At 71.6% G+C, this 13,526-nt stretch carries 8 protein-coding genes and 1 tRNA gene; 4 read left to right on the forward strand and 5 right to left on the reverse strand.

The window, feature by feature from the left end; genetic code table 11:
* Positions 1-257: 257 nt before the first annotated feature.
* The 5 genes from ABZ321_RS42835 to ABZ321_RS42855 form a co-directional block, all read right to left on the reverse strand.
* Positions 258-533: a hypothetical protein gene (locus ABZ321_RS42835; protein WP_354901472.1), complete on the reverse strand. Its 276-nt coding sequence runs from the start codon at positions 531-533 to the stop codon at positions 258-260.
* A 1,030-nt stretch (positions 534-1,563) separates the two neighbouring features.
* Positions 1,564-3,885, reverse strand: a complete 2,322-nt coding sequence (locus tag ABZ321_RS42840) for an FxsB family cyclophane-forming radical SAM/SPASM peptide maturase (protein WP_354901473.1) — start codon at positions 3,883-3,885, stop codon at positions 1,564-1,566.
* Between the two features lie 8 nt (positions 3,886-3,893).
* Positions 3,894-4,070 (reverse strand): hypothetical protein, encoded by a 177-nt coding sequence (locus ABZ321_RS42845; protein WP_344512216.1) that lies wholly within the window; start codon positions 4,068-4,070, stop codon positions 3,894-3,896.
* A gap of 285 nt (positions 4,071-4,355) precedes the next feature.
* Positions 4,356-9,194, reverse strand: coding sequence for a trypsin-like peptidase domain-containing protein (locus ABZ321_RS42850; RefSeq protein WP_354901475.1), 4,839 nt, complete (start codon positions 9,192-9,194; stop codon positions 4,356-4,358).
* Between the two features lie 122 nt (positions 9,195-9,316).
* Positions 9,317-9,856 carry a hypothetical protein gene (locus ABZ321_RS42855; RefSeq protein WP_354901477.1) on the reverse strand — a complete coding sequence of 180 codons (540 nt, stop codon included), beginning with the start codon at positions 9,854-9,856 and terminating at the stop codon, positions 9,317-9,319.
* 77 nt (positions 9,857-9,933) lie between these two features.
* On the opposite strand from ABZ321_RS42855, the gene ABZ321_RS42860 reads away from it, so the two are divergent.
* The 4 genes from ABZ321_RS42860 to fxsT all read left to right on the forward strand — a co-directional run bounded on the left by ABZ321_RS42860 (position 9,934) and on the right by fxsT (position 13,292).
* Positions 9,934-10,422 (forward strand): NUDIX domain-containing protein, encoded by a 489-nt coding sequence (locus ABZ321_RS42860; RefSeq protein WP_354901479.1) that lies wholly within the window; start codon positions 9,934-9,936, stop codon positions 10,420-10,422.
* Positions 10,423-10,489: 67 nt separating this feature from the next.
* Positions 10,490-11,020 carry a DinB family protein gene (locus tag ABZ321_RS42865; RefSeq protein ID WP_344512222.1) on the forward strand — a complete coding sequence of 177 codons (531 nt, stop codon included), beginning with the start codon at positions 10,490-10,492 and terminating at the stop codon, positions 11,018-11,020.
* A 29-nt stretch (positions 11,021-11,049) separates the two neighbouring features.
* Positions 11,050-11,122: transfer RNA gene (locus tag ABZ321_RS42870), tRNA-Arg, on the forward strand.
* A 226-nt stretch (positions 11,123-11,348) separates the two neighbouring features.
* Positions 11,349-13,292 carry an FxSxx-COOH system tetratricopeptide repeat protein gene (gene fxsT / locus ABZ321_RS42875; protein ID WP_354901481.1) on the forward strand — a complete coding sequence of 648 codons (1,944 nt, stop codon included), beginning with the start codon at positions 11,349-11,351 and terminating at the stop codon, positions 13,290-13,292.
* The last annotated feature ends 234 nt before the right edge of the window (positions 13,293-13,526 follow it).

Here is a 13,526-nt window from a genome sequence, read left to right on the forward strand (position 1 = left end):
CGCACCACCCACGCCCCCTCAAGACCGTCGCGTGGCGCTCTGATCGGTGGGCTCGTCGGCTGCGCCGCCTCGGGGGCCCGCGCTCCCCATTGGGGGAGCTTCGCTCCACCCACGCCCCCTCAAGACCGTCGCGTGGCGCTCTGATCGGTGGGCTCGTCGGCTGCGCCGCCTCGGGGGCCCGCGCTCTCCATTGGGGGAGCTTTGCTCCACCCACGCCTCCTCAAGACCGTCGCGTGGCGCTCTGATCGGTGGGCTCGTCAGCTGCGCCGCCTCGGGGGCCCACGCTGTACCAGGATCAGCACGTACGCGGCGTAGAACGGGTCCGAGGCCTCCTGGGCGGCCTCCAGGAAGGTCTTGGCCTCCTCGGCGGTCCACGCGGTGGGTTTGCGGGTTCGGGGCTTGGCGACCTTCGCCAGCGACAGCAGGCGTACAACCGTGAGGCGTTCCAGCTCGGCTATGTCGTCGACTCCAGCGACCTTCAGGCCTGGGTCCGGGGTACTCAGAGCCGAGCGGCCCATCACGTCGGTGCTCAAGCGCAGCCGGGAGCCTATTCACGCTGCGCTCAGAGGGAACAACCTTGCCGCGGTGAGCGACGTCGCCGAGACGCTACAGATTGCTGAACGACGTTGACCGCCCCGGCGCCGTAACCTCCAGTCGTGACCCGACAAGAGGACCCTCGGCCCTTGTTCTCGGTCTCAGGCCCGACGCGAGCTGACCGATCGCTTTGGCACGTCGGTTTGTGAGCCGCACGCAACGCCTCAGGTGAAAGCCCGGCGAGGTGAACGTGGGACCGATCGGCGCGGCGGTTCGGGCTTGCGGACCTTGTGCCGAGCGATGGGCTTCGTGATGGCGCGGGGCCCAAGTCTTTGGGTCACCATGACGTGGAGAAGGGATTCTCGGCGGCTGAGTCAGGCACCATAATTGATAAGGAGGACCCGAGTTCCGCGACCTTGGTGTCGACGAACTTGTTCTCATGATCGGCAATGGTTCGGCGTCCGTGGTCCTACGGGGTCGGGCGTCACTCGAGGTCGGCCGTCGGGCAGAGGGGCAGCCTGAGCTGCAGGAGAGACTGTTCGGCTGGGTCGGCGATGCGGACCTCGCGGCGAGCAGGTGGTTTGGTTCGGTAACGCTGGCTTGGATAGCCGCGTGTTGTCTCGGCTACTCAGTGAAGGACCAGAGGGGCCGCGCCAGGCTTGCCGAGAGCCTTCGGGCATGGCCGGACTCCGAGCGCAGATTGCTTCTCGGGTGGGCCAAGGGGACACGTTGGTTCGACGGAGTCGGCTGACCTGCTGCTTCGGGATGTCAGTGGCTACTCCAGGCGCATGCCGCCGAGGCCGAGAGCGATGGAGAGCCGGACGAACATGTCGTAGTTCACAGCGGTGGCCGGCGCCAGGTTCGGCGCGACGACTGAGCTTCGGCGTCGTCATCGGTGATGGCGTATTCGTCGATCACGACGGACGTCAACATTTGGGCGTGGATGCCGCTGTTGGTGGAACAGTCCGCTCGTTCAGCAGACAGTCGTTCAAGGTAGGTGGAGCGGATCGCCGGTAGGGGTTCGTCGGGTCAGTCGGGCCAGGCGGTCATCGAGCGGGCGATGCTGGTGACGAAGCGGGTGCCGAGGGTCGTCAGGGCGCCGGAAGCCTGGAGGGTGTCGACCGCGTCGGCGGTCCAGTCGCGGTACATCCGGTAGTTGCGCCAGGCGTCGGCGGCATCAGCGGCGTCGGTGCGGACCGCTCTGGCGCGCCAGATGTCGGCGACGGCCTGGTGGGCGAAGGTGCCGTGCAGGGCGCCGACGACAGGGCGGGCGTCGGTGCGCCAGCCGACCTTGAGCCGGCGAGGGTCGGTGCGGTCGACCAGGTCGCAGGCGTCGAGGACGGCGTTGAGCTTGTTGTGCTGGAACTCGTGGACCAGCACGACGGCGAGCTCGGCCGGGGAGGCGAGGGTCGCGGCGATCGTGCCGAAGGCCTGCTTCGTCGTCGACGCCCGGCTGTCGCCGCCGGGGGCGGCGTGCAGCGGGACCACCGTGCGCAGGCCCACCCGCAGGCCGCCGACGCGGGCCGGCGCCTCGACCGCGATGAGCCGGGAGGCCGTGGTGAGGGCCTGGCGCCAGCGCTGCGCGGTGTCGTCGTCGAGCCGGTCGGTGGGCTTCCACTTGTGGCAGTCGCGGTGCGGGTCGGCGTCCTCCAGGGCGAGGCCCGGCATGACCTGGCGGATCGGGCGCCATCCGGCGGTCTCCCGGCCGGCGTCGGGCACCGTCACCGCGTCGTCGCCGGCCTTCAGGGTGAACCCGCCGGCGGTGACGGCCACGACCGCGGACGAGTGCGCGCGTCCGGCGAGGACCGCCGTGCCGAGGGTCGGCAGGTACAGCTGCCCGGCCTGCGCCGGCACCGTGACCGTGACCGTCGCCGCGGCCCTGATCGCCGCCGCCGCCGCGACGACCGCGAGGTAGCCGGGGGTGGCGGAGCCGGTGCCGGACAGGCATCCGACGGCCCAGGCTCGCACGTACGGATGCCGCAGCACCTCATCGGTGGGCTCCGGCGCCTGCTGGTCGACGGCGGTCAGGAGGTCCCATCCGCCGCGCACGTGCGGGTCGTCCGGCCACCGCCTGGTGACCTCCCGGAGCAGCGAGCGGGTGATGGCCAGCTGGGCCGACGCCAGCGCCTCGACCGCGGTGACGTCGTCGCCGGCGAGGGCGATCGCGTCGAGGTGCTCCAGCGGGAGGGCGATCGCGTCCGGGACGGGGGCGGCGGGCTCGGAGGGCGCCGGTGGGTGGTGCCGCATGTGCTGGATCAGCTCCATGAGGTCGGGGCAGTAGACCGACGGGTTGTCGAAGCCGCGCCCGGTGCTGTACCGGTGGGCGAACAGGCCGCCGCCGCACTGCGCGACGACGGGGCAGGCCCGGCACGTCGCGGACAGGTCGGCGAGGCCGAGCTGGCGGCGGGCGACGCCGGGCGCGCCGGCGACGTCGTCGACGCTGTGGGTGAAGACGTCCATCCCCGTCGCCGGGGCGCCGTCGTAGGTGATCTTGATGCTGTCGGCCAGCTCCCACTCGCCGTTGGTCTCGACCACGACGAGGTCCGCTGGGTCGAGGCCGACCCATTCGCTGTAGCTGGGTCCGCCGCCGGCGGTGGACAGCAGCGACTCGAAGAGTCTGATGCCGGTGGGCCGGCCGTCGGCCAGCCACCGGTCGTAGATCGTCGCGAGCCACCGGGCGTACGGGGCGGCCTCCCCGCCCGGGCGGGCCGGCGGGTGGTCCCACGTGCCGTGCGGCAGCAGGAAGTCGACCCGCGGCGGCTCGTGCCGCAGCAGCTCCTCGTAGACCGCGACCGGGTCGTTGGCGAGGTCGACCGTGCAGAGCAGGCCGGCGTAGCTGCGCCGGTACTCGGGCCGGCGCAGCAGTGCGACCCCGGCGACGACCTCGCGGTAGCTGCTGCCGCCGTTGCGGAACCGGCGGTGCAGGTCGTTGGCGGCTCGGTCGCCGTCGAGGGAGACACCTACCTTGATGTCGAACTCGCGGAACAGGTCGCAGAACTCCGTGGACATCCGCACGGCGTTGGTCTGCATCCGCAGGTCGACGTGGACGAACGGATCGAGGGCGGCGACCAGCTCCCCCACCAGCTCGCGCATCCTCTGCGGACCGAGCAGCAGCGGCTCCCCGCCGTGCAGGACGATCCGCACGCTCGCGAGGCCGTGCGCCTTCGCGTGCTCGGCGATGCGGGCGCCGGTCGCCCGGACGACGTCGCGGTCCATCGTCCGCGGCTGGCGGCGCCACGACTGATCGGCGTGCTCGTAGACGTAACAGTGGTCGCAGGCAAGATCACATCGCGAGTGGACCTTGAGCACGAACTGGCTCAGGCCGCTCGCAACCCGCCCGCCACTGTCCACTGTGGTGGCTAGATCGACGAATTGAAGGCGGCCACGTCGAGGCTCGTAATGCCGTCGACGTCTTCGAGGATGCGCTCGACAATACGGCGGCTGTCGTCGTCGGAAAGACGGGTCAGCGGGACTCGGGCGGCAACAGCGGTTGCATTACCCGCCGGACGCGGCCGGTCTTCGACACTTGTCTTCATCAAGTTGATCCTTCTAGGGAAGCTGTAGGTGCCTTGGTCAGGCGATTGCTATAATGCAGGTAGGCACCAAACGCCGTGGTATTGATCATCACGCGCGCCTGGAACTCCGCCACTCTAGCCGAATGCATGCCTGCGCCATAGCGGGCTCGCGGGCAGTCACCCCGCAGTGGCCCAGTGGAGCTGGATCGGGTATTCCACCTGGATCATCTCACCGTTTCGTGACCATGCGTAGTCATTCCCGCTTTTCGTCCGGCTCATCGCGGACCGGGGCGATACAAGGGAGGACTACAGCCGCGACAGCAGGATCGGGGCGCTCCAGTTGCCCAGCTCAGCGCTGCTCGCCCACAGCTTGCCGGCCTCGACCGGGTGGCCGTCCAGGTACTCCGCGAGGCCCAGGAAGTTGATCGCGTCGGTATCCGCAGGGCCACCGAGCGCTCGCAGATGGTTACGCTGCCGTTGCGTGAGCTTGCGGCTCACCACCGCAAGGTACGTGGTGGCTTGATCAAGGTCTTCCACCGCTCTGAGTAGCAGCCGCTTCGCTTCTTCAAGATTGCCGTCCGCGGCGGCAATCGGCGCGAGTCGCGCGACCGCTTGGACATTTCCGGCGTGTGCCGCCCGCCGCCAGATGGCAATGGCCTCGTCAAACGCGTGCCGCCGGACCGCCAACCCGCCACGCTCAAGACTCAGGTCGATTTCGGGCTGGTTTTCGAGTCGTTCGAGCAGTGCCTCAGCCTCGGCCAGAGAAACCTCGTCGCGGCGGGAAAGCACAATGGTGAGCAGCCGGCGCATCTCCTCGACGTCGCCCGCCTCCGCCCTGTGCCGGGCCCAGTGCTCGACGTGCCGGCAGTTGGGGCGCAGGCCGTACTGCCGCAGCTCCCCGTTGCGCATCGGCCGCACCATGTGCCGCACCGCCCGCTCCAGCAACAGCGCCTGGTCGGCCTCGAACGTGCGGGCGGAGCCGTCCCGGCAGGCGGTCGCGACGAGCGTGCCGTCGGGTGAGAACGCCACCGCGGTCACCCAGTCCGGATGGTCGAACCGGGCCAGCTCGGCGCCGCTGGCCGCGTCGATCAGGCGGGCGGTCTTGTCGTGGCTGGCGGTCGCGACCCGGGCCCCGTCGGGCGAGAACGCCACGGCCACCACCGCCTCGAAGTGGTCGATCCGGCCGCGTTCGATCCCCGTCTCCACGTCGAAGACGCGGGCGGACTTGTCGAAGCTGCCGGTGGCGAGGAGCCTGCCGTCGGGTGAGAAGGCCACGGCGACCACGTCGTCGTGGTGCGGCAGGCGGACCAGCTCGCGCCCCGTCGCCACCTCGAAGATCCGCGCGGTCGCGTCGTAGCTGGCGGTCGCCACGTACGCGCCGCCGGGCGAGACGGCGACGGCCACCACCGCCCGGTCCTGGACGAACTCGACGGTCTCCAGTCCCGTGGTGGCGTCGAAGACCCGGGTCACCCCGTTGTGCCCGCCGGTGACGACCCGGTCGCGGGCGCCGTCGAACGCGACCGCCGTGACGGGCCCGTCGTGTGGCAGCTCGAGCAGCTCGACGCCGGTCCGCGCGTCGTAGATCCGCGCGAACCCGTCCTTGCCGATCGTCGCCACCCGGTCGCTGTCACCCTCGCCAGCTTCGGCGAAGGCGACCGCTGGGACCTCGGCGCCGTGCCGGCCGAGGATGAGCTCCGCGCCGGTGCGGGCGTCGAACGAGCGGGCGAACCCCTCCCGGTCGCCGGTCACCACGCGCCGCCCGTCCGGCCCGTACGCCAACGCCAGGACCTCGGCGTGGTGGTGCATCCGCGCCCGTTCCCGCCCGGTGCCGACGTCGAACACCCTGGCGGTCATGTCGTTGGAGGCGGTGGCCAGCCAGGCGCCGCCCGGGTCGAAGGCGACCGCCCGTACCTCACCCGAATGCCGGAACCGGGTGCGCTCCGCGCCGGAGGTCACGTCGACGACCAGCGCCGAGCCGTTGTTCGCCGCCGCGACGACCCGATGGCCACCCGCGGTGAACGCCACCGCGAACACCTCGCTGTCGTGGTCGAGGCGGGCCCGCTCGGTGCCCGTCGCGGCGTCGAAAACCCGTACCGACCGGAAACTGGCCGTCGCGACCTGGGTGCTGTCGGGCGAGAACGCGACCGCCAGGACCGCGCCGTCGTGCGGCAGCACCACGAGCGAGCCGTTGCCGCCGGCCCGGAAGATCCGCGCGGTCCAGTCCAGTCCGGCGGCCGCGACCAGGGTGCCGTCCGGGCTGAACACCACCGAGGTCACCGGGCGCTCCAGCTGGCACTGGGCCACCGGGGCACCGGTCAGCAGGTCGAACACCTGGGCCGTGGCGCCGCTCGCCGTCACCAGCCGCGCGCCGTCCTCGGCGAACGCGACGTCGAGCACCTCCCTTGTGTGCCGCACCGCCAGCAGCCGCCGGCCGGTCCTCGCGTCCACGACGCGTGCCGTGCCGTCGTGCGACGCGATGGCCAGGCGCTGCCCGTACGGCGCGAACGTCACCCTCGAGACCGGCCCCTCGTGCCCGAACTCGGCCACCTGCGCCCCGGTCGCCGCGTCGTGGACGCGCGCAGTGCCGTTGCGGTCGGCGGTGGCCAGCAGCGCGCTGCCCGGGTCGAACTCGATCCACGTCACCTCGCCGAGCTGCGGGATCTCCAGCGGCTCCGGCTCCGCGTCCGCCAGGTTGTAGACGCGCACGACCTGGTCCTGCCCCGACGTGGCGAGACGGTCACCGTCGGCGTCGAAGGCAGCCGCCACCACCGCCGACGGGTGGGTGAGCGCGGCCACCACCTCGCCGGTGTCCGTGTCGTACACGAGGGTCTCGCCGCCGGAGCCGCACATCGCCATGCGGGTCCCCTCACGGTCGAACACCACCGCCGTCGGCGGGACCCCCGAGTCGATCTGCCGCAGCGTCCGGGGGTGCTGCCGCAGCACGTGCTGGAGCGCCAGGTTGCCCTGTAGCGTCGGCTTCGTCAGTACGGACTCCACCGCCAGCGCGAGCGCCACATGGGTCGGCACCCTGGGCAGCCGCGCAACCAGCTCACAGTCCGCCGCCAACCGCAGCGCCTCGGCCTGGTCCGTGGCCGCCTCCGCGCGTTGCCGCGCGTCCTCCGTCTCCCGGTTGCGCGCCTCCGCGGCCGCCCGGCTCCTGGCGACGAAGTCGTGGACGTCGAACGGGATCTCCTCCGGCCGCTGTTCGATCCAGGCGGTCGCCTCGGCGATCCGCGACTCGGGCAGCGGGTCGTCCTCGCGGATCCTCCGCTGGGTGATGTCGAGCCAGATCAGGAACTCGGCGTTGCCGCGCACCAGGTCGCGCAGGTAGGTCCACGACCGGATCAGGGCCTCGTGCGCGAACTCGGCGAACCTGCCGGACTGTGGCTCGTTGTCGAACACGACGAGCCGCTCCCGGGCCAGGTGCTGGAGCACCCGCTCGTGGGTGGGCGGCAGCCCGGCGAGGTGCACCCGGCGCCGGATCGCCCGGTCGACGTCGTCGCCGACGAGCTGCACCAGGCTCAGCAGTACCTGGTCCAGCAGCGCCCGCGGGGTGTCGGCGACCTTGGCGATCTGGCTGTCCGCGAACTGGTCGAGGACCTCGCCGATCTCGCCCAGGTGCCGGTAGCCGGTGTAGTCGATCAGCCGCTTGCGCTGCGTCTGCCACAGCCGCGTCAGCATGAACTCCAGCAGCGGCAGCGACCCCCGGGCCGCGTCCTCGACGATCTTGTCGACCAGTCCCGGCTGGAAGGTGACGCCGCGCGCCTCGGCGGGGCGCAGGACGGCGGCGTGCATCTCGGCGGGTGTCATCTTCGACAGGGGGAAGAGCCGCTCGACCAGCCGCGGGCCGACGCCCGGGATGCCGAGCAGGGCCGGGACGAAGTCGGCGCGCAGCGTGTGGACGGTGCGGAACCCGGGATCCCGGTCTTTGCCCGGCGGGCGTTCGTGAGGGCCTTCGCCCGGCGGGCGTTCGTGAAGGTCTTCGCCCGGCGGGCGTTCGTGAGGGTCTTTGCCCGGCGGGCGTTCGTGAAGGTCTTCGCCCGGTGGCAGCAGCAGGTCGAGCAGCTCCTGCTCCGGTGGGGCGTCGCCGAGCAGCAGCTCCTCGAACTGGTCGACGACGAGCAGCAGCGGGCGGTCCTGGCTGCTCAGCAGGCGGGCCATCCAGTCCAGGCCGTCCGCGCGCAGCCGGGCGACGGTCGCCTCGATCTGGGCCGCCTGCGGCTGCCGGTCGTCGAGCGCCCTGAGCAGACCGATCGCCAGCCGGTGCCACGGGTCCCGTCCCGGACGGATGACCGCGACCGACCACGCGTGCTCCGCCAGCAGCCTCGGGATGAGACCCGCCTGGACCAGCGACGACTTGCCGACCCCGGACGGGCCCACCAGCATCGTCACCGGCTGGTGCCGCACCTGCTGCGCCAGGGCCGTCACGACGTCCTCACGGCCGAAGAACACGTCCGCGTGGGCCTCGGTGAAGCTCTCCAGGCCGCGGTACGGGTTGGCCGGGATCAGCAGGTAGTCCAGCTGGTCGGGGCAGGTGGCGGCGAGCAGCTCCGGCGGCAGCAGGTAGGCGTCGCGGTGCGGCTCGTCGGGCGGGGCGGTCGCGTGCAGCAGCCCGATCACCCGGCCGTCGGCGCGCCACACCGGCGAGCCGCTGTAGCCCGGCTGCGCGCGGATGCTCTGCCGCTCCAGGCTCTCGACCTGGATCAGCCCGCCCTCCACGGCGCCGACCAGGCCGACCTCGACCCAGACCCCGTTCGGCCGCGACACCGCCTCCGGGTCGCCGAACACGACGAGCCGGTCGTCGGGCCCCGTCGGGGTCTCCGCGAACCGGGCCGGCGGGGCGTCCGCGGGCGCGGCCTCGTTGAGCTCCAGGCAGGCCACGTCGCCACCGGTGCCCCACTCCGGCGGCGGGTTCCACGCCACGACCCGCGCCGTCCGGATCGGCCTGCCCCCGACCCGGGGGAACTCGACCTGCACGGTCACGGTCTGGTCCGGCCTCGGCTGGCTGCGGTGGTCCCGACCGAGCGCCGCGTTGACCACGTGCGCGCAGGTGATCACCTGCCGCGGGCCGACCAGCACGCCCATGCCCACCGGTCGCCCGGACCCGCTGATCCGGACGACGGCGACGCCGTCAGTGCCCGTCATCGGTGCCGGTCGTCTCCAGCGCCGCGCGGTGCCACACCATGGTGACCCTGGTCAGGATGATGCCCACCTCCCGCTCGCGCCACGCATCGGTGCCCGGCTCTGGATCATAGCAACGACGGTCACTATTCGAACATGGACGAATGCTCCCCGTGCATGGACCGTCGGCCCGTCTCGGCCCGCTCTTGTGCCTGAGCCGCCGACCGGAACGGCGTGCCCTCCCACCGCCACGGATGATCGGCCAGGACGATCGTGTTCCAGCCGCCGCCGAGGCAGTACGGCCCGCCGAACAGGGCGCCGACCAGCTCGTGCCACCGGTCCTCGTCCTCGTGCCGTACCAGATCCGCCGCGTCGGCGACCACGAGGCACTGCCGCAGCGAGGCCGCCCGGTCGCCGACCGCCTCCAGCATGTCCAGCCATCCACGGCTCGCCGCATACGGCAGCTGCAGCACGCCGGCGAGGTGCTCGACGGTGCGAGCGGCCGTGGTGCACGCCGCGCCGAGCACGATCCGCACGTCGGCCTCGTGCTCGTACGCCGCCACCTGCAGCTCGTCGACGAGGCCCTGGAACCGGTCCGGCGGCAGCTCCACCGCGACGACCTTCCCGCGCGCGGCCGCGATCCGCGCCACCAGCCCCCGCAGCGCGTCGTCGTCGATCTCATCCATGGCCCCAAGGGTGCCAGGGCCGCCCGGCTGTGTTTGCATCAAGACATCGGACCGGCCGGCGCACAGGGAGGCCAGACATGGCGAAGCCCGCTCGGCTGAGCGCGGGGATGCTGCTGTACCGCCGCTCAGACCAGGGAATCGAGGTGCTCGTCGGGCACATGGGCGGCCCGTTCTGGGCCCGTAAGGACGCCGGCGCCTGGTCCATCCCGAAGGGCGAGTACGACGAGCGCGAGGACGCCCAGGCCGCCGCCTTCCGCGAGTTCGAGGAGGAGCTCGGCGCCCCCGCCCCCGCGGGCACGCCCATCAGCCTGGGCGAGGTCCGCCAGAGCGGCGGCAAGGTCGTCACCGTGTTCGCCCTGGAAGGCGACTTCGACGAGCAGACCGCGGTCAGCAACACCTTCGAGATGGAGTGGCCGAAGGGCTCGGGCGTCATGCAGTCGTTCCCCGAGCTGGACCGCGTCGCATGGCTCGGCCTGGAGCCCGCCAGGACCAAGCTGGTCAAGGCCCAGGCCACCTTCCTCGACCGGCTCGAGCAGCACCTGGAACCCGGGCATCCATCGCCTTGAGGACGCCAGGCCAGTCATCGCGAGGTGGCCCTGTCCCCGCGGCCACGGCGCGCCGAGCATGGGCCACATGCGAATCTCCGACGCGACAACCCTGCTGGCCCGCACCCCGACCACGGTCTCCGCGCTGCTGCTCGATCTGCCCGACGAGTGGCTGCACCGCGACGACGGCCCCGACACCTGGAGCGCCTACGCCATCGCCGGCCACCTCCTGCACGGCGACGAGACGAACTGGCTGCCCCGCATCCGCCTCATCATGGAGCACGGCACCGACCGCCCCTTCGAACCCTTCAACCGCGTCGCCATGCTCTCCTGGGACCGCGAACCCGTCGCCGACCTGCTGGACCGCTTCCGCTCCGTCCGGTCCCGCTCGCTGGAGGACCTCGACGCGCTCGGCCTGACCCCTTCCGACCTGCCCCGCTCCGGCACCCACCCCGAGTTCGGCACGGTGACCCTCTCCCAGGTCCTCTCCGCCTGGGTCGCCCACGACCTGACCCACACCGCCCAGATCGCCGAGGTCCTCGCCGGCCGCCACCGCGACGACGTCGGCCCCTATCGCCGCTACATGCCCGCCCTGGACCGCTTCGCCCCCGCCGAGTAGCCGCCCCCCTCGATACACTCAGCGACGGCAGCGCCGTAGCGCAGAGGTCGACGCGCCCGACTCCGGATCGGAAGGACGCCGGTTCGAATCCGGCCGGCACTGCCTCCAACGGCCCACGACCCCCACCCGCCGAGCCTCGGACCGCACCTGAGCGAGGCTCTCCGCTCCCACTTTCGCTCCCGCCACGCGCCCTGCGTCAGGCCGGCTGACCTGTCGGCTAGATGGACCACAACCTTTCGACGGTGTCGCTGAGTTCGCTCGGCTGGCTCTCGGGATCACGTGGAGGCTCTGTCTTCTGCACTGGCGCGTCGGATACGCCATCGCGCCAGTGGACCAATCGACCGCGGCGCCCGGACGCGGGTTCGACTTCCGGCCGGGTGCGGACTTTGTGCATGAGATGCAGCGTGCGGTGAGCTCGGCGGTTCGCACGATCGCGGTGTTGTCGCCGGCGTACTTCGGTTCACGGTTTGGTGAGGCGGAGTGGCGGGTGGCGTTCGCGAAGGATCCGACGGGTGAGTCCGGTCTGTTGCTGCCGGTACGGGTGCAGCCGTGTGAGCCGCCGGGGTTGCTGGCGACCCGGGTGTACGTGGATCTGGTCGGTGTGGACGAGGTCGGTGCGCGGCGGAAGCTGCTCGCGGCGGTCGATCGGGGGCGGCCTCGCCCGGTCACGGCGCCGTGGCCGGGCCAGGGTGATGCGGTGGATGGGCGGGGACGGTTCCCGGGGTTGGGGCCGCGGGTGTCGAACCTTCCGGCGCGCAACGGCAACTTCTGCGGCCGGGACACCGCGCTGGAGCAGCTGTATGGGGTGCTTCGAACGGTTTCGGTGGCAGCGGTGTTGCCGGTCGGGGCGGTGCATGGGTTGGGTGGGGTCGGCAAGACCCAGTTGGCGGTGGAGTTCGCGCATCGGTACCGCAGCGACTTTGACGTGGTGTGGTGGATTCCGGCGGAGCAGCCGAGTGCGGTGGTTGCGGCGTTGGCGGGGTTGGCGCGCAGGTTGGGCGTGCCGGACGTGGCGGACCAGACGGACCTGGCTATGGGTGTGTTGGAGTTGTTGCGGGGCCGGGATCGGTGGCTGTTGGTGTATGACAACGCGGAGTCTCCGGCTGAACTGGCGGGGTTGCTGCCTTCTGGTGGGGGTGGGCAGGTGCTGGTGACGTCGCGGTGGGCGGCGTGGGCGGCGCTGGCGTCGCCGCTGCCGCTGGACGTCTTGGCCCGCCAGGAGTCCGTCGAGTTCCTGCGCCGACGCGCTGGGTCAGCCGTTGCGGTGCGCCGGGACACGGCCGACGGTGAGGTGGCCTGGTCGGAGTTGGCGGAGTTGGTGGGGGACCTACCGCTGGCGTTGGAGGAGGTCGTCGCATACCTGGAGGAGACCGGGGAGAGCCTGGCGGACTATCTGGAGCTGTTGCGGAGCCGGGCGCGGGAATTGTTCGGGCTCGACCATCCCGGAGACGGCGGCGGTGAGGTGGACGAGCGTGATCGTCGTCGGGTGGCCACGGTGTGGTCGGTGTCGCTGGACCGGGTCAGCGTCGAGGCCCCGGCAGCGGGGGCGCTACTGAACTTGCTGGCGTTCCTCGCCCCGGAGGTGCCCCGGATGCTGCCGGCTGAGCAGCCGCAGGTGCTGCCCGAGCCCCTCAGGACGGCGGTCCGCGACCGGCTGGCGTACAACCGGCTCGTGGCTGCCGTGGGTCGCTACTCCCTCGCCACGGCGAGCGGCGGTGAGCTGCGGCTGCACCGGTTGGTGCAGGCGGTGATCCACGCCCGGCTCGGCCCGGCCGGTGAACGGGCCTGGGCCGCGACGGCGGTGGAGGTCATCCGTGTCGCGTTCCCTGACGATAGTTGGGAAGTGGCACGCTGGCCCGAGTGTGAACGACTGCTACCGCACCTGCTCGCCGTCACCGCACACGCCCAAAGCCTCGGCGTAGCTGGAGAGGAGGCGGGTTGGCTGTTGGACCGTGCGTCGACCTATCTGCGGGAACGCGGCCAGTACCGGCAGGCCAAACCCCTCGCCGAACAAGCCGTCACCGTCACCGAAACCGCGCTCGGCGCAGACCACGCCGAGGTCGCCTGGCGACGCGACGAGCTGGGCCGCGTGTTGGAGGACCTGGGGGATCTGGCCGGTGCCCGCGACCAGTACGAGCAGGCGCTGCGCATCAGCGAGGCAGCCCACGGCCCCGACCACCCCCAGGTACGCGCCATCCGTTTCAGGATGGACCGCCTGCCCCCGCCTCGGCACCAACCATCGACACGACCGCCACCGGAGGACGACACATGAGCCAGCCCGCAGTCGCGCCCGACGGCAGCTGGCTCGCCAGCGCCGACGGATGAGCGCTGTGTGTGAGCGGAGCCGCGGGAGGCCTGCACGGCTTCACTCTCGAACGGGACCTGATCCCCTGGTGGGTCCAGCGGGCGCACACGCTGGGATACGACAAGAGGCACGCGGCCCCTGGTGGGAGAGTTGCAAACGAACCAGCCGTAGTTTCGCGTAGCCCACGCCGCTTCGTGAGGG

It is taken from the genome of Dactylosporangium sp. NPDC006015, assembly GCF_040614215.1.
GTDB classification, from domain to species: Bacteria; Actinomycetota; Actinomycetes; order Mycobacteriales; family Micromonosporaceae; genus Dactylosporangium; species Dactylosporangium maewongense.